The organism is Acinetobacter sp. YH12068_T (assembly GCF_024606005.1).
GTDB classification, from domain to species: Bacteria; Pseudomonadota; Gammaproteobacteria; order Pseudomonadales; family Moraxellaceae; genus Acinetobacter; species Acinetobacter amyesii.
In genome coordinates this window covers 538,024-558,429 of sequence record NZ_CP094555.1, presented here as the reverse complement: position 1 = coordinate 558,429, position 20,406 = coordinate 538,024, and the positions used below count along the sequence as shown (strand labels likewise).

Sequence of the window (20,406 nt, the reverse complement as noted above, 5' to 3'; positions counted from 1 at the left end):
ATTTTTATACACAGTCATTTTTATCCAATGCAAACGTTGCAGTTGGATCAATTAATCTTTGCCATAGCTTGCAAACGACCACTCGGGTATCGTACCAATCGTCAGCTGAAACTTGCATGGATTGATTCGCAAGTGCTAAACGGTGGCTCTCGGCTCGTTCACGGAGATAAGCTTGAATCAATGCTGTCGCATCGGCGCTGGATAAGCAATCCGTTCTTGCGGCATCCTCAAGGATTCGTACGTTGTCAGAGTAATGGGCGAGATCGGGATTCGACCCACTCCATGCTAATACTGCATACTGTGCCATAAATTCGATGTCAACGATACCACCTGCATCTTGTTTTAAATGAAAAATTCCATCTTTTTGCTGCTCTTTAGAAGAACCTAGATGGTCTTTCATTTTTTGGCGCATTTTTAGCACTTCTGCACGAACATTGTTCTCATCTCGTGGCTGAGTCAAAATATTGCAGCGCAAGTTTTCAATTTCAATCCGTAAACTGTGCTCACCTGCAATCGTTCTGGCACGTACTAAAGCTTGATGCTCCCAGACCCAAGCATTTTTATGTTGATATTGCTCAAAGGCTTTTAAGCTGGTCACCAATAAACCCGCCTCTCCCGAAGGTCGTAAACGTGTATCCACCTCATACACTCGACCATCTAGGGTTTGCGTGGTCATTAAGGACATAAATTTTTGTGCCACCCGCATGGCAAATTCAAAGCCACTAATTGGTTTCTGTCCATCGGTATCCGCTTGTTCATCCATATAGTGAATAAACACCAAATCCAAGTCCGAACCATAACCCAGCTCGATGCCACCCACCTTGCCATAGCCAATTACCGCGAAAGCCGTGTGATCAATCGAACAACGCTGCCCTTCTGCATCGATTGGATAACCATGTTTTTTGGCAACAATTTGATATGCCAAATGCAAGGTTGCATTCACAGACACTTCAGCAATATCGGTCAATGCATCCGATACTTTCATCAATGGGCTTTCAGCCAAAACATCACTAGCTGCTACTGCTAAGACATTGGATTTTTTAAATAATCGAAGAACACGCATTTGGTCTTCGACTTGATCAATTTCAATTCGAAGCAGTTGTTGACGTAGAGAGTCTTCTAAATCTTTACGCTTTGGCAGCTCAAAATCCATCGATAAAAACTCATCCAACAGCACGGGATAATGCGTCAATTCTTCGCAGATCCAAGGACTGACTGTTGCCATTTTCACTAATCGTTGTAATGCCCCTTTGCTCTCAATCAGCATCACCAAATAGACCGTACGGCGCAGCACCGACTCCACCAGAGGCATGAGACGTAGTAAAGCCACCTGAGGTTTATCTGACTGTAATATCGCTTCAATGAGATGTGGCCAAAAAGTTTTTAAACGCTGTACTGCTTTGGCAGGTAATTTTTTCAGCGCATGCCCATACCAAAATTCGTGAATTAAATTTTTGGCATCATCATCTAAAACATCATTTAACTGTGCTTCTAAATGACTAAAGCTTTCCAATAAAGGATCGGGTTCTTTTTCTTTAATAAGATGCTCAAATTGGTAAATGACTTTGGCACGCTTCTGATTGAGTACATGCAAAAAGTCATCCCAAGATGCAAAACCTAAAGTATCTAAAATACGTTGGCGGGGTTCAGGCTCATGTGGCAACGATTGGGTTTGCTGATCATTGAGCGCTTGTATCGCATGTTCAATACGACGTAAAAATAAATACGCATCTTCTAAATCAGCAACCGCGGTATTTTCTAATAATCCAACTTCACCTAAATGATGCAAACTCACTAAACATTGACGGTCTTGCAACTCGAGTTTTGAACCGCCATAGATGAGCTGAAAGACTTGAACAATAAACTCAACTTCACGAATTCCGCCTGCACCGAGTTTAATGTCATCTTCGATATTACGACGTAGCACTTCACGTTCGATCATGGCTTTCATTTCACGCATGGCTTCGAAAGCGGTGTAATCGACATATTTACGGAAGACGAAAGGTCGGGTCATTTCCAGTAACTCGGCGCCTTCTTTACCGCCAGTGACGATCCGTGCCTTAATCCAGGCATAGCGCTCCCATTCGCGTCCATGCTGGCTTAAATATTTTTCTAATGCCGCATGACTGATTGCCAAGGCAGAACCATCACCCCATGGGCGAAGGCGCATATCTACACGGAAGACAAAACCATCTGCGGTAATATGGTCAAGCAGGTAAATTAATTTTTGTCCCCACAAAATACAGAACTGCTGTACATCAATACATTTTCGCCCATTGGTTTCGCCCTGTTCATCAAAGGCAAAAATAAGATCAATATCACTTGAAAGATTAAGTTCCTGTGCACCCAGTTTTCCCATGGCAACCACAATTAGGTCTTGAACTTTCCCCTTATAGCCTAGCGGTTCGCCATATTTCGCAATCAACGGATTCAGCGCAAAATCTTTTGCCGCACAGATGGACGCATCGGCAAAGTCTGAAAGCTCTCGCGTTAAGGTGACGACATCGGTGAGTTGATTGGCATCTTGCCAAATCCAACGAAACATGATACGTGCGCGCAGCACACGAATTGCACGCATCCAACTATTTTCATCTTGGATATCGGCAAGGCTGCTTACGACAAAATGTTGAATTTGTACTGTACTGAGCGAGGTTTGAAACTGATCAATTGCATAGTCTTGTTCTAAACTGGCCTGATGGATTCCGAGCACCTGTTCAGCATATTGACTGGCACGTAATGTTTTCTGCAATTGCTCCGTATTCATTTCACAAACCCTAGCGTGATTTTTTTCTAGTTATAACAGTTGATAACGCTTAGGGAAAAGTATTTTTAGGCTTTTATACCAATAGATGCGCATTAAAGTTCACTTAAGGTCGCATCTTTCTATGCACTGCTGCTCTCGGTACTTAGGGTTTGATGCAGGCTCGTCGCCTGTGGCAACCAAACTTTAAATTGTGTGCCTTCACCTTCTTTCGAATTCACCACAATTTCACCCTGATTTAAGTCCACAAAACGTTTACAAAGGACTAAACCCAACCCCGTACCACGTTCTCCTGCCGTACCTTTAATACTAACTGTCAGTTTTTGCTGAAATAAATCATCAATCTGAGCTTGGGTCATCCCCAATCCCGTATCTTGAATAGTGAATACAACCCGTTCTCCATCTCGATCGGCTGAAATCGTCACCACACCTCTACCATCGGTATGGGTAAATTTCAATGCGTTTGACACCAAGTTTTGCATCACTGATGTGATCATATTGATATCTGCATTGACCTTAATGCCTTCAGGCACGGCATTGATCAGTCGAATATTTTTCTTCACAGCCAAGCTATTCAAGACATCACTTACGATTTTTGCAGACTGATGTAAATCAAAATTAATCGGGTGATAAACAAAGCGACCACCTTCTGCCATAGCCCAGTTTAATAAGCTTTCTAAAAGGTTATACGTCGACTGTGTGGTGTCATATAAATAGTCTGCAATATTTTGCACACTTGAATCATCTAAGGTATTGCGTTCCTGCGCCAAAACCTCTGAAAAACCCAGTAGACCATGAAAAGGTGCTCTTAAATCATGCGCAATAATTTGGAAAAATTTAGTCTTACTAAAATTGAGTGCCGACTGCTGTTCATAGGCTTCTTTTAATTCGGCATTTTCAACACGGAGTTGAATGATGTTGACTAGACTTTGTACAAATTCTTCAACGATCTTTAATTGTTTGGCTTCAAATGCAGTGACTTGATCATCAAACAAAATCACTTTACCAATAGAGTCTTGATCATATTTTAAATCGAAAGCGACTAGACGCTGATGCCCTAAACCCAGTTCCTGCATATAGTCGCAGTAAGCTTGGTAATTTTCAGCGTCTCGGTCTATACGAGAATGTTCAGCAAAAAACTGATCTAGAAGATCATCATCAGCTTCGGCCATAAAGGCCTTAAATATGTGCTCTGACGCATACCATATATAAGGTTCATTTTTAAATGCGAGGACAGCATTATCGACTTGCACAATACCACGCGCGAACTTTAAAAATTCTGCAATGCGGTTGTCGTCCGTATAAACCCCCATCAATAAAGACAAACGACAGGCAGTTAATAATTCGGTTTGTGTACCAATATCCAGTAAACGTAAAGCCATCCCGTTGCTCTCCTCAGGGTTTATCTTAAAGATAAAAACCAACTGTTATGTTCAAGATTAATAGCAAAAATAGCCCAAACACTCAATAACAAAACCCAACAAAAAGACAAACATCATTTACGAATACGCTATTTAATCGAACTTTCATCCAATTAGAAAATAAAAATATCTATAAAGAACATAACATTAAAGGTAAAACAAAATTTAAAACAATAAAATTAGAAACTTAAATTAATTTAAATTTTATTGACTGTTTATTCTAAATCGCACTTTTCGCGTTTTATTCAAACTAAAAACATGACCAAAAGAAATATTCATTTACATAAGACCTAAAAAACTGGGTTTAATTTTCTTTAAATACATCACAAAAAATAGTGAGTTTTATGACTATTCTATGACCGGATTACTCATCAGGATGCTCGTTTCAGTCAGCTACACTAAATGAATCTATTTTTAAGTTTTTCTATTAGACTAATTTATTAGTTTTTATCAGTTGTGTGTGTCATTTGAGCATTAAACCATACTTGCTTGCTTTTACTTTATTAAACTGAGCTAAAGATTCGTTTCATGCTTCTAATGCACATGAACTCATTCACCCAAATGACTGAAGCTGAAAAAGTGCCATGCCTTATTCATCAGATATATAAGTTATCGCATAAGCATTCCGCGAGCCTTCAAAGTCAAACGGAGCATCAAACTCACGTCGTTCTTTAATAAAGTCCCCAATCCTGACTAATTTTCGAACTTCCGCACCAAATCTACACCTAAAAGTTAAGGCATTCGGTTTGACCTATCAAACGCTTTGCTTTACAACTAAAACTTGAACGAGCCATAAAGAACAGATCAGTCCCAAAAAAATGATATAAATTTAATTGTTCAATAGCTTTAAGCTATGAATAACAAGCTTTCAATATTTCCCTTTTCGGTTTTGCGCTAAAATTGGGCGTCAAACTGCACTTCTTTTGTATCATTTTTCTACGAAATGACCACATCACAGGATCTTGCGTTGACTGAAAAGCAATGAACCCCGATACTTTCATAGTTTTATTTAAGCAAATCGGTTCATAGAGGCGAGCCACAAGCTCGAACCTCAAAGACACAATCTAAAGCAAGGGGCTATATATGGCTGGTGGAAAGTCAACTATCATCTACACACTGACCGACGAGGCGCCATTATTGGCGACTTACTCTCTGCTGCCGATCATTGAAACCTTTACTAAACCTGCTGGCGTTGAAATCGTTAAACGCGATATCTCAGTTGCAGCACGTGTACTCGCTGAATTTTCAGACTACCTAAGCGAAGAACAAAAGGTGCCAAATAACTTGGCAGAGCTTGGACAATTAACCCAAGATCCAAGCACAAACATTATCAAACTTCCGAACATCAGTGCTTCAGTTGGCCAATTAACTGCTTGCATTAAAGAATTACAGTCTAAAGGTTTTGCAATTCCGAACTACCCAGAAAACCCAGCGACTGAGGAAGAAAAAGAAATCAAGGCGCGTTATAGCAAATGCTTAGGTTCTGCTGTAAACCCTGTACTTCGTGAAGGTAACTCTGACCGTCGTGCGCCTACTGCAGTAAAAAATTATGCGAAGAAACATCCGCACTCTATGAGCGAATGGAAACAGTGGTCACAAACTCACGTTTCTCACATGGACGAAGGTGACTTCTATCACGGCGAAAAGTCGATGACTTTAGACCGCGCTCGCAATGTAAAAATGGAATTGATCACGAAGTCTGGTGAAACTGTTGTTCTTAAGCCTAAAGTTGCGCTTCAAGACGGCGAAATCATCGACTCAATGTTCATGAGCAAAAAAGCACTTTGCGACTTCTATGAAAAAGAATTAGATGATTGTAAAGAAGCAGGCATTTTGTTCTCTCTACACGTAAAAGCGACCATGATGAAGGTGTCTCACCCAATCGTTTTCGGTCACTGTGTGAAGATTTACTACAAAGATGCATTCGAAAAACACGGCAAATTGTTTGATGAGTTAGGTATTAACATCAACAATGGTATGTCTGGTCTTTACGAAAAAATTGAAACTCTTCCGACTTCTCTTCGTGAAGAAATCATTGCTGACTTACATGCTTGCCAAGAACACCGTCCTGCACTTGCAATGGTTGATTCTGCAAAAGGCATCACTAACTTCCACTCACCTAATGACGTAATTGTAGATGCATCTATGCCTGCAATGATCCGTGGTGGCGGTAAAATGTGGGGTGCTGACGGCAAACAGTACGACTGTAAAGCTGTAATGCCTGAATCTACTTTCGCGCGTATCTACCAAGAAATGATCAATTTCTGTAAATGGAATGGTAACTTTGACCCACGCACTATGGGTACAGTTCCTAACGTTGGTCTGATGGCGCAAAAAGCGGAAGAATACGGTTCACACGACAAGACTTTCGAAATTCCTGAAGCGGGTGTTGCCAACATCACGGATCTGGAAACAGGTGAAGTGTTGATGTCTCAAAACGTGGAAGAAGGCGACATCTGGCGTATGTGTCAGGTGAAAGACGCACCAATCCGCGACTGGGTGAAACTGGCTGTTACACGTGCACGCAACTCAGGCATGCCTGCGATCTTCTGGCTTGACCCGTACCGTCCACACGAAAACGAACTCATCAAGAAAGTTCAAACTTACTTGAAAGAGCACGACACTACTGGTTTAGACATTCAAATCATGTCTCAAGTACGTGCTATGCGTTATACACTTGAACGTGTTGCTCGTGGCCTAGATACAATTTCTGTAACTGGTAACATCCTACGTGACTACCTAACAGACTTATTCCCGATTATGGAATTGGGTACTTCTGCGAAAATGCTTTCTATCGTGCCTCTAATGGCTGGTGGCGGCATGTACGAAACTGGTGCGGGTGGTTCTGCGCCTAAACACGTACAACAACTTGTAGAAGAAAACCACTTACGTTGGGATTCTTTAGGTGAGTTCTTGGCACTTGCTGTTTCTCTTGAAGAAATGGGCATCAAAGAAGACAACGCGAAAGCGAAACTTCTGGCGAAGACTTTAGATGCTGCAACAGGCAAACTGCTGGATAACGACAAATCTCCATCACGTCGTACTGGCGAGCTGGACAACCGTGGCAGCCACTTCTACCTTGCTAAATACTGGGCTGAAGAACTTGCTGCGCAAGACGAAGATGCAGAGCTTAAAGCGAAATTCGCTCCTCTTGCTCAAGCACTTGCTGAAAACGAAGAAAAAATCGTTGCAGAACTTGCTGAAGTTCAAGGTAAAGCTGCGGACATCGGTGGTTACTACGCTGTAGATACAGCAAAAGTAAATGCTGTAATGCGTCCAAGTGCAACTTTAAATGCTGCTCTTGAAGCTGCTCAATAAGTTGATGCAAAACTAACCTAAGTTAGTGATGTAAAAAAACCAGCGCTTCGGCGCTGGTTTTTTTATACCCCAATTTATATAGTGTTATGCCAACTCTTTCATTTAATACTTAGCTCTAAATTTTATGAATGTGAGTTATCAAAGGTTAGGATTTTTCATTCAACTACAGTCCAATGATATATTTACATATTTTAATCTTAGGCGAATAAGCAAAGGAATTAAAGGGTAAAATAAAACCTAAATCCAATGAGAAACTTTTACTAGTAAGCCATAGCATAAATGCTCTCTCTACAAGATATGGATGTCTAGAAGTATTATGTAGAAGATCTCATGGAGAATATTATTGGATAGGTGATAATACACACGGGGCATACTGCTATTAATCACCCTATATGAAAGAGAACGACTATCAAACATAATCCCAATCATCATTTTTTTTGGTTTTAAAGTGGTAAAAAATGAAAAAAATCATAAGTTTATTTATTCTATACTCAGTTGCATTGCATACTCACAGTCAAGAAATTTTAGACCAGGCTACCAAAGACATAAATGATGGAATGTTCCTAATTACCAAGTTGGATGAGTTAAATGATGTTAATGAAAGAATTGATGCTAACGTCAAATTAGGCAAATCAACTAAAAATTCTAGAGTATTAGATTCTATAATTTGTTCAACACGCCCCCTTATGGAGAAGAAGTTATTGATTATTAATGAACTTATTGATTCTGAAATATTGCTAGATGCAAATTTAAGGGATGCTAGAGATGAAAAAATAGAAGATAGGGTAAAAGTAAAAGCCTTTTTAGAAATGACTAAAAGTAGATGTTTATAAAATGATTATTTAGATACCACCTCGAACTTAGCACCATATTGCGTTGGCAGTAATACATATAAAGAAAATAAAAGCTTTCTAACTTGGTTCCACTCTGAGAATGCTCGAAAAAGAGGTGTTAACACTGAGACAATCGCAGATGTCATCAAAGTAGCTTTAGATAGTTAATAAAGCTTTTAAATACTACAAGCCCCTATAAGACACCCGATCAATCACATTTGATTATTGTATTGATCTAATAATTTAAGCTTAGCATCTGATTACACCATGAGTACCCAAACAAAGATCAGGTACTCATTTTACGAAGTAACTACCTGATATGTAGCTAATGGAATCATTGAAAATTTTCTAGGGATTTGATATAAGTTATTAATTCTAGACATAAAAAAAGCCCTCAAGTCTTATAGTGCTTGAGGGCTTTTCCAGATATCTGGTCCCGAGGGTCGGACTCGAACCGACACATCATCTCTGATAGTGGATTTTGAATCCACCGCGTCTACCAATTTCACCACCTCGGGAAGGTGTTGAAACGTATAATAAACTGTTTCAAAAACTTGTCAACGCATGATGTTCTCATTTGATTAAAAATAAACCGTATAAGAATTTTTAGATGGATAATCCATCAATTTCAGCGTTAAAACCCAAAAAAGCTTATACTAAGCCAAATTTCATTATCCCCTTTTCAGATTTCTTAACATGCAACTTTCTGACTTTAACTTCAATCTCCCTGACGAACTCATTGCCCGTTATCCGCTTGAAACACGTAGTGCATCACGCCTACTCCATCTCGACCTCAATGGTGAATATCACGACCATCATTTCACTGACATTCTAGACTTGCTCAATGAAGGTGACTTGTTGGTACTGAACGATACCAAAGTGATGAAAGCCCGCTTGAAAGGCAAACGTGCAACTGGTGGTGCAGTTGAAGTCTTGGTTGAACGTATTCTTGACCCAAAAACCGCACATTGCCACATTAAAGCCAGCAATACGCCTAAAGAAGGTGCGGAATTATTTATTGGTCCAGACGAAGTTAAAGTGACCGTTCAAGGCCGTCATGAAAACTTATTTGTTGTGGAATTTTCACAGCCTATTTTACAAGTTTTAGATTTATACGGTGCTTTACCGATTCCGCCTTACTTTAACCGTGAAGCAGAAGCGATTGATACTGAACGTTACCAAACTGTTTTTAACGATCCGACCAAATTGGCTTCAGTTGCAGCACCAACAGCAAGCTTACATTTTGATGAAGCGCTACTCAAAAAATTGGCGGACAAAGGCGTAAATAAAACCTTTGTTACCTTGCATGTGGGTGCAGGTACATTTTTACCCGTGCGCACCAATGACATTGAAAATCACATCATGCACAGTGAGTGGTGTGACGTATCAGAAGAATCTATGGCTTTAATCCGTGAGACAAAAGCACGTGGCAATAAAGTTATTGCTGTCGGTACTACAGCGACTCGTGCGACTGAAAGTGCCGCTCAAGCCAATGGCGGCGAACTCAAGGGTTGGACTGGTGATACACAAATCTTTATCTACCCAGGTTATGAGTTCAAAGTAGTCGATCGTTTAATTACCAACTTCCATTTACCTGAATCTACCTTACTCATGTTAGTGTCAGCGTTGTCCAGTCGAGATAATATTTTGAATGCCTATCACCATGCCGTCGAAAGCCAATATCGATTCTTTAGTTATGGTGATGCGATGTTAATTGATAATATTAACCACAAATAAAATTACGCCGAAATCATCCCTATGCCGATCGATTCTGTAAAGCACTCCATCCATATTCGTCGAAAAAAGAATGCTGTGGTTTTTCAGAATATCGCTCGGCTCTGGGATATAGGCCGAAACGCCAAAACTCACCAAGAACTCCTCGATGGACTGCATCCATGGAATGCACCCATTACGCTCAAATTTGAAAATTTACTCCCCCTAGCTTTAGCTGCGCTGGGTATCGGCTTCATGCTATTTATTGTGATTCAGCCCGATCATGGCTGGGCACAGCTCTGCTTTGCAGCGGGCTTGGCCATGGTGTTCTGGGCTTATATTAGCTATGAAAAAGATGACCCGCTCGAAGATGTTATTGCGTTTTTGGAAACCGAATGCATCGCAAAAAAATACCAACTGGCTTTTAACCGACAGCCTCAATACATTTCGATGCCACTGAATAATCTGCAATTTATTGGCAATCTTAAACGCATGTTCCCCGTGTTTAAGCAAGGCAGCCTTTCGAATGATATTCAGACCTTCGCGAGCACTGTTTGGGAAGACGAAAATCAGCAGCAGCATCAAGTCATGGTATTTCATTATCACTATGTGAATGAACTGAAGGTACGTGACAAAGACGGTGATGAAGTCACGGTTAAAGAAATTCATAAAGACCTGTGGGGCGTATTTGTTTTTGATATTGGCATCCATGGACTTGCCGTATCTGCAACAGGCAAAAACTTTGGCTATCCCTATAGTTTTCCTTGGCACAGCAGCGACATTCAAACCAATCAAAAATTAAAGTTTTATGGCGAGAACCAAATGGAAATCGCTAAATTGCTCAGCCCGGGCTTTGTCCTCCGACTAGCGGATTTTTTTCAAAACCGTGAAGGTGATCTGCTATTTCATCCGAGCCACCGAATAATGTGCTATCTTGGCTCTACAGATTTATTTAAAGTCAGTAGTAAAGCAAAACGAATTCAGGATGTTTCGGCATTGCGTGGACATCTCAGAACCTTTAAATTAAATGCTTTAGAAAATTTGAAAAACGACTTAACGCAGTTTTTAAAATAGATTTCATACAATAATGCTTTAAATTACGACCTTTTATCTTGAGGATAAAATTTTATGGGGCTTTTGATCTTTGTTTTAATCATCATTGCATTGGTGATTGGCGCAATCATGATTCGCAACAACATTGTCCGACATCACAATGCAACCATTCGTGCATGGTCAGATGTAGCCAGCTATGAACGTCAAAAAATCAAAATTTTAGATGGATTACAGCCTTTGGTTGAGCAATATTCCAATTTTGAACAAGGGACTTTGGCAAAAGTCACTGAACTCCGTCAAAACATTATGAATTTGAACGTCAAAAGTACCGATGTCAGCCAATTACAGCGTATTGAAGCCTTAAATCAAGATCTAATGCGCAGCCTGAATGTTGTGGTTGAAAACTATCCTGAGCTCAAAGCCAATGATATTTATCTGAAAATGATGAATGAAATTGAAGAACAAAACGAAAATGTCGGTGCGGCGATTACTATTTTTAACCGCAACGTTGAGTTGTTCAACAACCACATTCAAGTGTTTCCTAACAATATTATTAATACGCTATTGCTGAGTAAAAAAGCGGTTCGCCCTTTCCGCGATCAAGCTGCCAGCCAAAATTTTGATTATCGTCCGAACTTTTAAGTTCGGGCTTTAACGTACTAAAGTAAAAAAATAATGATGAGGTGATCAAGCACCTCCAAAACTTGAAAGAAAAATAAAATATGCAAAATCAAATTAATGCACTGAAAAATGTGCTGATTAAGGAGTTTTTCAAACTCTATGAGCAGCACCAAGACGACCATATTTACGCATGTACATTGGCGTTCAATCCCTATTTATCCATAGAATATATCGCAGTCTCTACGCAACGTAGTATTTTTGCCGAAGATGAAGATTCTGCTCAATATCTTACAACGCATGATCGATGGAATGTGTCGAAATGGCGCTATCGTAGCCTACCATCTTTAAGTCAAGACTTGGCGCAGTTCAAACTGACATCTGTAAATGAAGTGGGTTTTTTAGACCTCAATCCATCTTCGATCGAAAGCTCAATGAAGTCTGAGTCAACTAACCATCTTTCAATCTTGCTCAATGCTATACAACAAACAAAATTCGACTTGGTTCAGTCCTACGGCATAGAACTGGACAATATTCTGTTTTTTATCACGGTCCCGACACAGCCCGAAATAGAAATTTATTCAGCTCAGGTTTTAAATCCTCCAAGTACACAACTTGACGATTTTCTCAAATCCAAACAACCCCTCAAGCTCGACAGTTTACCCAAGCGTATGAAGCTGTCTCAGTATGATAAAGACCTGCTGATTGATTTGGCTCAAATCCTTGAAATACAACCTTATAACTATTTACATGTAGCCAATGAAGTCTATCTTTTAAGCTTAGAAAAAAGCTATGCAACCACGAATCCCTATATTCAAAAACTTATTGACAGTATCGTGGCCATGACATCTGACCCGAAAGGTACATTTGCGATGGAAAAAGAAGAAATTTTGCAGCGAATTAACCAGTTTTATTTTAATGCCAAGAGTTCAGATGAAGCCCTGTCACAAGAAGCGATCTATAAATTTACAGACTTAACACCCGACAAAGCTAGCGTTTAACCGCAGAATCAAGGAAAATAGAGCACTTTTAGCACTCTTACCATCAGCGAACTGTTTTTTCGCCTTGATCTGGACCTTGTATGAAGTTTGAAAAATTGGCGCAATCGGGCCGTGCTCGTCGCGGCCGTTTAACCCTTGAACATGGTGTTGTTGAAACACCTATGTTCATGCCTGTCGGTACTTACGGTACTGTAAAAGGCATGCTCCCACGTGACATTAAAGAAATTAAATCCCAAGTTATTTTGGGCAATACCTTCCATTTATATCTACGTCCAGGCCTAGATGTTATTCGTGAACATGGTGGCTTACACCAATTCATGAAATGGAATAACCCGATTTTGACAGATTCAGGTGGTTTCCAAGTCTTCAGCCTTGGCGCTATGCGCAAAATTAAAGAAGAGGGCGTGACTTTCCGCTCTCCGATTGATGGCTCTAAAGTCTTTTTATCTCCTGAAATTTCGATGGATATTCAGCACACGCTGAATTCAGACATCGTGATGATTTTTGATGAATGTACGCCTTATCCTGCGACACATGAAGAAGCGCAAAAATCATTGCAGCTTTCATTACGTTGGGCGAAACGTTGTAAGACTCAACATCATGACGTGCTGAAAAACCGTAATGCCCTGTTTGGTATTATCCAAGGCGGCATGTACGAAGATTTACGTGATGAATCTTTAAATGGTCTGAAAGAAATTGATTTTGATGGTTATGCCATTGGCGGCTTGTCTGTTGGCGAACCTAAAGAAGAAATGATCAAAGTATTGGATTATCTTCCAGAGAAAATGCCTGCGGATAAACCACGTTACTTGATGGGAGTCGGTAAACCAGAAGATATCGTAGAAGCGGTTCGTCGCGGTGTCGATATGTTTGACTGTGTAATGCCAACTCGAAATGCACGTAATGGTCATTATTTTGTGACCGACGGTTTAGTGCGTATTCGCAATGCCAAATATCGTCATGATCAAAGTCCGCTTGACCCACATTGCGACTGTTATACCTGTACAAATTTCACCAAATCTTATCTCTTCCATCTTGAGAAATGCGGCGAAATGCTCGGTTCGATGCTCGGTACTATTCATAACTTACGTTATTACCTACGTCTAACTGAAGCGATGCGTGATGCTCTCGATCATGGCACTTTTGATGAGTTTGTTGAAGACTTTTATCGTCGTCGCGGCATGGAAGTGCCACCTTGTCCTCAAGATTAATTCTTTCAGTATTTGCGCTGAAGAAAAAGACAAGGTAAATTGCTGAACAAGTCCAATTTATTTATCAAAGTATTGATAACCAGTTTTTTTAGTTTAGGAAAATGAAATGAGCCTTTTTATTTCTACTGCTCACGCGGCAGGTGAAGCTGCACAGCAACCAAGCATGATGGCAAACCTGTTGATGATTGCGGTATTTGTCGCAATCTTCTACTTCTTGATCTGGCGCCCTCAATCAAAACGTGCAAAAGAACATCGTGCACTAATTGAAAGCCTAGGTGTTGGTAGTGAAGTTGTTTTTGCGGGCGGTTTAATGGGTAAAATCACAAAAATCGAAGGTGATTTTGCAGTTGTTGAACTGAACCGTGGCGTAGAAGTAAAAGTACAACGCGCAAGTGTGATTTCAGTTCTGCCTGAAGGCACTCTAAATAACCTTTAATCAAAAAATAAGTCGTGCACCCGCACGGCTTTTTTCATTTTAAGAAGAAAACGAATGCGTTACCCAGCATGGAAATATCTACTGATTCTAGTGGTACTAGTCATCAGTACATTATATGCCCTGCCAAGTTTGTATCCTGATGAACCTGCTGTTCAAATTTCAGGTGCCAAAGCCGGTACCCAGATTGACCAAAGCATCGTACAAAAAGCAGAGCAGATTTTAAAATCTGAAAATATTGCCAGCCATGACAATAGCTTCACCAATAATGCCGCTTTATTACGTGTTGATTCGAGCGAACAACAATTAAAAGCGAAAGAAGCACTACGTCGTGGGCTCGGTGAAAATTATGTCGTCGCACTGAACCTTGCGCCTACTACCCCAGAATGGCTACAAAAAATTGGTGCTAAACCAATGAAGCTGGGTCTGGATTTACGTGGTGGTGTACATTTCCTACTCGAAGTGGATATGGATAAAGCCATTTCACAACGTATGGAAACGTCTGCGGCTGACTTACGTCGCCAACTTCGTGACAATAAATTAAAATTCAATAGCTTATCTTTGAACAACAACACCATTACGATGCAATTTGCAAATAATGATGACCGTTCTGCAGCTATGGATTTCCTTCGTCGTAACGGCAATGAATATACTCAACAAGCGGTTGCAACAACTGAAGGTTCGACTCTTCGTCTAAGCTACACAGATACACGTAAACAAGAAATTCAGTCTTATGCTGTCAACCAAAACTTAACAACTTTACGTAACCGTATTAACGAGTTAGGTGTAGCGGAAGCATTAGTACAAACCCAAGGTAGCAACCGTATTGTGGTTGAATTACCAGGTGTACAAGATACTGCTGAAGCAAAACGTGTACTTGGTCGTACTGCAAACCTTGAGTTCCGCTTAGTTTCTGATTTAAACGATCAATATATCGATCCTTACACAGGTCAAGCAAAAGGCTCATTACCGCCAGGTACAGAAGCATTTGCTTATGAATCTTTGGACAGCGGTCGTCAATTATTGCTTAACCGTAACCGTATCTTAACAGGTGAACGTGTACAAAATGCGTCATCAGGCTTTAGCCAAGATACAGGTGGTGCTGAAGTAAATATTACTTTGGATACTGCGGGCGGTAAGTTGATGTCTGAAGCCACTCGTAATGCTGTAGGCAAACGAATGGCTGTTCTGTTCATCGAGAACAAACAAAAAATTAGTTATGTTGCTGATCCTACAACAGGCACACAAACTGAAGTTCGTACACCTTATACCGAATCTGTGGTCATCAATGCGGCAACGATTCAAGCCGTATTGGGTTCTCAGTTCCGTATTACTGGTCTGGATTCACCTCAAGAAGCGTCTGAACTTGCATTGATGCTACGTGCAGGTGCATTGGCAGCGCCAATGTACTTCGTGGAAGAACGTGTGATTGGTCCGAGTCTCGGTCAAGAAAACATCGACAAAGGCGTATTATCAACTCAAATCGGTTTCTTATTGGTTGCGATTTGGATGGTGGTCTTCTTCCGTGTGTTCGGTTTGATTGCCAACTTTGCTCTCGTGGTTAACCTTGCCATGATTTTAACCATCATGTCTTGGATTGGCGCGTCCCTCACCCTTCCGGGTATTGCAGGTATCGTGATTACCATTGGTATGGCGGTCGATGCCAACGTACTGATCTGTGAGCGGATACGAGAGGAAATTAAATGGGGTGCCTCGCCGAAACAGGCGATTGTTGCGGGTTATGATCGTGCGTATAACACCATCTTTGACTCCAACTTAACCACATTCTTGGTTGCTTTCATTCTGTTCGCAATTGGTACAGGCCCAATTAAAGGCTTCGCGGTTACCCTAATGATTGGTATTGTCTGCTCAATGTTCACAGCAATTACTGTGACACGTGCAATCGTACAAATCATTTATGGTAAAAAACGTAACCTGAAGAAGTTGAGCATTTAGGAGATCTAAGATGACTGAAAATACTCAACCGAAACAATACGGCCGTCCTGACAACGAGCGCATTATTCCGTTTATGAAGATTGCCAAACCGGCAGCCTTGATATCGATTATTTTAACGCTCGCAAGTATCTTTTTTATTTGCACCAAAGGTCTAAACCTCGGTTTGGACTTTACTGGCGGTGTGGCAGCAGAGTTGAACTATAGTCAACCAGTAAAATCTACCGATGTGAGCTCAGCGCTGACAAAAGCTGGTTTTAAAGACCCTGTGGTACAAACCTTAGGATCTGACCGCGACCTGATGGTTCGTATGCCAGTTCAAAAAGACATTGAAGCTGAAGACCTAACCAAAGCCATTACGACTGCCGCTCAATTGCCAGGCAATAAAGCAGAAGTACATAAAGTTGATGTAGTTGGCGGTCAAGTCGGTAATGAACTCTACGTGCGTTCTGCTGGCGCTGTAGGTCTTGCCCTACTGCTCATGCTGGTTTATGTCACTATTCGCTTTGAGTTCAAACTTGCAATGGGTGCTGTATTGTCTTTATTCCACGATATCGTGGTGACCATTGGTATCTTTGCCATGATGCAGTGGCCGTTTGACTTAACAGTTTTGGCTGCGCTACTCGCGATTATCGGCTTCTCGCTCAACGATAACATCGTTGTATCTGACCGTATTCGTGAAAACTTCCGTAAGATTCGCGGTGCTGAACCTCTTGAAGTTGTGAACAGTGCTTTGACTGAAACACTTCGCCGTACCATTCACACCTCTATGACACTGTTACTGGTTGTTGTGGCGATGATGGTACTGGGCGGTGATGGTCTGAAATGGTTCTCTGTTGCAATGTTTGTTGGTGTATTTGTGGGTACATATTCATCAATCTACATTGGTACAGCCTTCGCGCTATGGCGTGGCCTGAACCGTCAAGACTTCATTGTACAAGTGAAGCCTGAATTTGAAGAAGAAGAGATTCCTTAAGCTTTTCGACTTATAGTTCAAATCAAAACCCATCTTCGGATGGGTTTTTTTATGCGACTACCTTAAATAAATGAGCTAGGCAAAATCGCAATAATAGGATGTAACTTTTCAATATCGGATTGCAGGAATTCCACCTGTCGTTTTTGGTCTAGACTTGCAAATTGCCATGTATCATCTGTTTGCTGTATCACGTTTAAAATTAAATTTAAGCCATTTCGCAAATATACACAGGCTAGATCCAATCTCTCTACCCCTCGCCGTTCATCACAGACCACAAGCCAACCCTCTTGTAATACAGGTGCATAATACGATGCTGTGATGCGAATCAAATACAGGTCTTGAGTGTTTTTAAATAATGCTGAATATTGAGATGAATCATTTGAAATCAGTTTTAAAGAAAATGCCTGTGTCTCAACTACCTGCATTTCAAAAAGGACTAAGTTTGGTTGCTCTGTAGTACTTTTGGCTTGTTCTATAAATTGAACTTCATGATCCAAACTTCCCTTTATGAGTCCCAATTGTGACTCTAACTCACGTGCAAATTTCTCTCCAATCTGCCGATGACTATTTAATAATTGGGAAATTAAAGGAACTGATAAGCCAAAATGTTCACACACGGCTTTACCATTTTTAAAAGGGCCAATTGACACCCAATGGTCAATCGCTCGTGTTAAATTCTGTCGACGCTTTTCAAAAAGCTCTGAAGGCAGCATAAGCACTCAATTTTATAATTTCTCTCCCTCAATATAATAAAAAACCCGCACACAGCGGGTTTTTTTATACAGCTTTATTTTTAGCTACCTTGCACCAATCGACGGGCGCTAATAATGCCTGGTTGTTGCTCTAGACGTGCCAACAGTTTCGACAACTGCGCCAAGCCTTTCACTTCAATCAATAGCTTCATATTGGCAATACCATCACTCTCGGAAATGGTATTCACCTGACGAATATTGATTTGGTCTGAGAAAATCACTTGAGTCAGATCTTTAAGCAAACCACGACGGTCATAAGCTTCCACCACGATTTGCACACTTTGACCACGAGTTGGCTGCATTTCCCAATCCGCTTCAACCGCACGTTCAGGCTCTTGCCCAATCATACGGATATAATCCGGACATGCGACCTTATGGATACTTACGCCACGATTCAGGGTGATATAACCAGCAATCGATTCACCATGCACAGGCTGACAACACTGAGCAATGTGTAGTTCTACATTGTCCAAACCATCAATCAAAATACCATGCGCCGAAAGCGTATGACTTGCACGTGGGTTCAAGGTTGGTTTTAACACCAGTTCAGGCTCATCCTGATCGAGGTGCATATGACGGTTAACCTGATTGATTAAAGCATGCAAGCTAATGTCACCACTCACCAAGCCAATCAATATATCTTCACCCAATTTCACATTAAAATGATTGCAGTAATCATTCAAATCGATACTTTTCGGGTGAATCGCCAAACGTGACAATTCTTTATTCAGAATCTCACGTCCCACTTCCAAGTTTTTACTACGGTCTTGCTGACGGAACCAATGACGCAACTTATCACGTGCACGAGCCGTCTTGATATAACCCAGCGAGTTTACCAACCAATCTCGGTTAGGCTCACGATCTTTCTTGGTTAAAATCTCGACCTGTTCCCCAGTTTTTAGGGTATAGGTTAAAGGTACATAACGTTGGTTCACCCGTGCTGCATAGCACTTGTTGCCCACTTCAGTATGCACATGATAGGCAAAGTCAAGCACGGTCGAACCGCGTGGTAATTCTTTGATATCACCATCACGACTGAACACATAGATTTTCTCAAAATCTTCAAACTCTTGGATTTGTTCGAAGTTTTCAGAAGCCTCATCTTCTTTATGGGCACTAGCATCATTTCGTTCTTGATAATGTTCAAGCACTGCACGTAAAGAATGTAAGCGATGATTAAATGAATAATCTGTGGTTTTAGAACCTTCTTTATAGTTAAAGTGCGAACACACCCCGAGCTCAGCTTCTTCGTGCATATTATGCGTACGAATTTGCACTTCTAAAGATTTGTTCTCTGCAATCACGGCCGTGTGCAGTGAGCGATAACCATTGGCTTTCGGGTTAGTAATATAATCATCGAACTGATGCGGAATATGACGCCAAATCTGATGAACGATCCCCAGTGTGTGATAACACTCAGGTACATTATCCACCAAAACGCGAACTGCTCGAATGTCATAAAGCTGATCAAAGCTCAGGTTCTTACTCTTCATTTTTCGATAAATCGAATAAATGTGTTTCACCCGTCCATTAATCTCAGCCTCAATGCCATGATCTAATAGTTCTTTACGCAACTTTTCTGTCACGAACTGAATATATTGTTCACGCTCTAAACGTTTTTCATTCAGTAAAGAGGCAATTTCTTTATAGCGTTCAGGTGCAAGATAACGGAAAGCAAGATCTTCAAGCTCCCACTTAAGCTGTGCAATCCCTAAACGGTGCGCGAGCGGCGAGTAAATGGTTAAAATTTCTCGTGCGACACGCTCTTGGCGCTCTTTGGTTGAATGCGCTAACTCACGTAATGCATAGGTACGTTCAGAAAGTTTGATTAATACAACACGAACATCTTCGGTCACCGAAATCAGCATTTTATAAATGCCGGTCAAATGTTCACGCTGGTTATTATTAAAATGATCTTCTAGACGTTTATTTTGCTCAATCAGGTCAGACAACTTACCCATGGCAAGCGTGCCTTTCACCAAAGCATGCACTTGATCGCCAAATTTGCTTTGGACTTCTTCTAAACTGGTTACGCCTTCACGAACACTTCGATACAGCATGGCTGCTGATAACGTATCTTCATCCGCATACAGATGAGCAAGAATATCCGCCATTTCAATACCCGTATAAAAGGTATTCGAACGATGGTTGACCGTTGTTTCAAGTTCATTCTGCAAGGTCAGATGGGCAACTTCTTCGAGTTGCTTTAGAGGAGCCCCGTCAAACATGCCACTCACACGTTCTAGCCATTCAGCTAAATCATGCTGTGCTTGCTCGGCATGTTCTACAGTCGTTTCCTGTGACAACTCATTGAGACGTCCAGGTAATTGTTCACGTACTGTGACCATACCCTACTCCTAGTT

At 40.9% G+C, this 20,406-nt stretch carries 14 protein-coding genes and 1 tRNA gene; 10 read left to right on the top strand and 5 right to left on the bottom strand.

The genetic code is table 11. The features are described 5' to 3' along the window. Positions 1-4 precede the first annotated feature (4 nt). Together glnE and MST18_RS02750 are read right to left on the bottom strand one after the other, a co-directional pair. Positions 5-2,764 (bottom strand): bifunctional [glutamate--ammonia ligase]-adenylyl-L-tyrosine phosphorylase/[glutamate--ammonia-ligase] adenylyltransferase, encoded by a 2,760-nt coding sequence (glnE, locus tag MST18_RS02755; protein WP_180133584.1) that lies wholly within the window; start codon positions 2,762-2,764, stop codon positions 5-7. A gap of 119 nt (positions 2,765-2,883) precedes the next feature. Next, entirely contained in the window at positions 2,884-4,143 is a 1,260-nt protein-coding gene (locus tag MST18_RS02750) for a sensor histidine kinase KdpD (RefSeq protein ID WP_180133585.1), read from the bottom strand. A gap of 1,122 nt (positions 4,144-5,265) precedes the next feature. Here MST18_RS02750 and MST18_RS02745 point away from each other — a divergent pair. Further along, positions 5,266-7,500 (top strand): NADP-dependent isocitrate dehydrogenase, encoded by a 2,235-nt coding sequence (locus tag MST18_RS02745; protein ID WP_180133586.1) that lies wholly within the window; start codon positions 5,266-5,268, stop codon positions 7,498-7,500. A 458-nt stretch (positions 7,501-7,958) separates the two neighbouring features. Beyond that, positions 7,959-8,333 carry a hypothetical protein gene (locus MST18_RS02740; protein WP_180050014.1) on the top strand — a complete coding sequence of 125 codons (375 nt, stop codon included), beginning with the start codon at positions 7,959-7,961 and terminating at the stop codon, positions 8,331-8,333. A gap of 431 nt (positions 8,334-8,764) precedes the next feature. Here MST18_RS02740 and MST18_RS02735 read toward each other — a convergent pair. Continuing rightward, positions 8,765-8,851: transfer RNA gene (locus tag MST18_RS02735), tRNA-Leu, on the bottom strand. Between the two features lie 178 nt (positions 8,852-9,029). Here MST18_RS02735 and queA point away from each other — a divergent pair. The 8 genes from queA to secF all read left to right on the top strand — a co-directional run bounded on the left by queA (position 9,030) and on the right by secF (position 17,291). Continuing rightward, on the top strand, positions 9,030-10,070 hold the full coding sequence (gene queA / locus MST18_RS02730) for a tRNA preQ1(34) S-adenosylmethionine ribosyltransferase-isomerase QueA (RefSeq protein ID WP_180024560.1): 1,041 nt from the start codon (positions 9,030-9,032) through the stop codon (positions 10,068-10,070). Positions 10,071-10,091: 21 nt separating this feature from the next. Beyond that, positions 10,092-11,120 carry a hypothetical protein gene (locus MST18_RS02725; protein WP_078194176.1) on the top strand — a complete coding sequence of 343 codons (1,029 nt, stop codon included), beginning with the start codon at positions 10,092-10,094 and terminating at the stop codon, positions 11,118-11,120. 54 nt (positions 11,121-11,174) lie between these two features. Further along, positions 11,175-11,741 carry a LemA family protein gene (locus MST18_RS02720; protein ID WP_078194177.1) on the top strand — a complete coding sequence of 189 codons (567 nt, stop codon included), beginning with the start codon at positions 11,175-11,177 and terminating at the stop codon, positions 11,739-11,741. An 80-nt stretch (positions 11,742-11,821) separates the two neighbouring features. Then, positions 11,822-12,718 (top strand): DUF4303 domain-containing protein, encoded by an 897-nt coding sequence (locus MST18_RS02715; RefSeq protein WP_180133587.1) that lies wholly within the window; start codon positions 11,822-11,824, stop codon positions 12,716-12,718. Positions 12,719-12,798: 80 nt separating this feature from the next. After that, positions 12,799-13,929 carry a tRNA guanosine(34) transglycosylase Tgt gene (gene tgt / locus MST18_RS02710; RefSeq protein WP_078194179.1) on the top strand — a complete coding sequence of 377 codons (1,131 nt, stop codon included), beginning with the start codon at positions 12,799-12,801 and terminating at the stop codon, positions 13,927-13,929. Positions 13,930-14,035: 106 nt separating this feature from the next. Continuing rightward, positions 14,036-14,365 carry a preprotein translocase subunit YajC gene (gene yajC / locus MST18_RS02705; RefSeq protein WP_078191271.1) on the top strand — a complete coding sequence of 110 codons (330 nt, stop codon included), beginning with the start codon at positions 14,036-14,038 and terminating at the stop codon, positions 14,363-14,365. A 54-nt stretch (positions 14,366-14,419) separates the two neighbouring features. Next, complete coding sequence (secD, locus tag MST18_RS02700; RefSeq protein ID WP_078194180.1) at positions 14,420-16,318, top strand: protein translocase subunit SecD; 1,899 nt, start codon at positions 14,420-14,422, stop codon at positions 16,316-16,318. Positions 16,319-16,328: 10 nt separating this feature from the next. Next, positions 16,329-17,291 carry a protein translocase subunit SecF gene (secF, locus tag MST18_RS02695; RefSeq protein ID WP_111885820.1) on the top strand — a complete coding sequence of 321 codons (963 nt, stop codon included), beginning with the start codon at positions 16,329-16,331 and terminating at the stop codon, positions 17,289-17,291. Positions 17,292-17,353: 62 nt separating this feature from the next. Here secF and MST18_RS02690 read toward each other — a convergent pair whose 3' ends face one another. Further along, complete coding sequence (locus tag MST18_RS02690; protein WP_180133588.1) at positions 17,354-18,004, bottom strand: hypothetical protein; 651 nt, start codon at positions 18,002-18,004, stop codon at positions 17,354-17,356. 80 nt (positions 18,005-18,084) lie between these two features. Next, on the bottom strand, positions 18,085-20,391 hold the full coding sequence (locus tag MST18_RS02685) for a bifunctional (p)ppGpp synthetase/guanosine-3',5'-bis(diphosphate) 3'-pyrophosphohydrolase (RefSeq protein WP_078194183.1): 2,307 nt from the start codon (positions 20,389-20,391) through the stop codon (positions 18,085-18,087). Positions 20,392-20,406 lie beyond the last annotated feature (15 nt).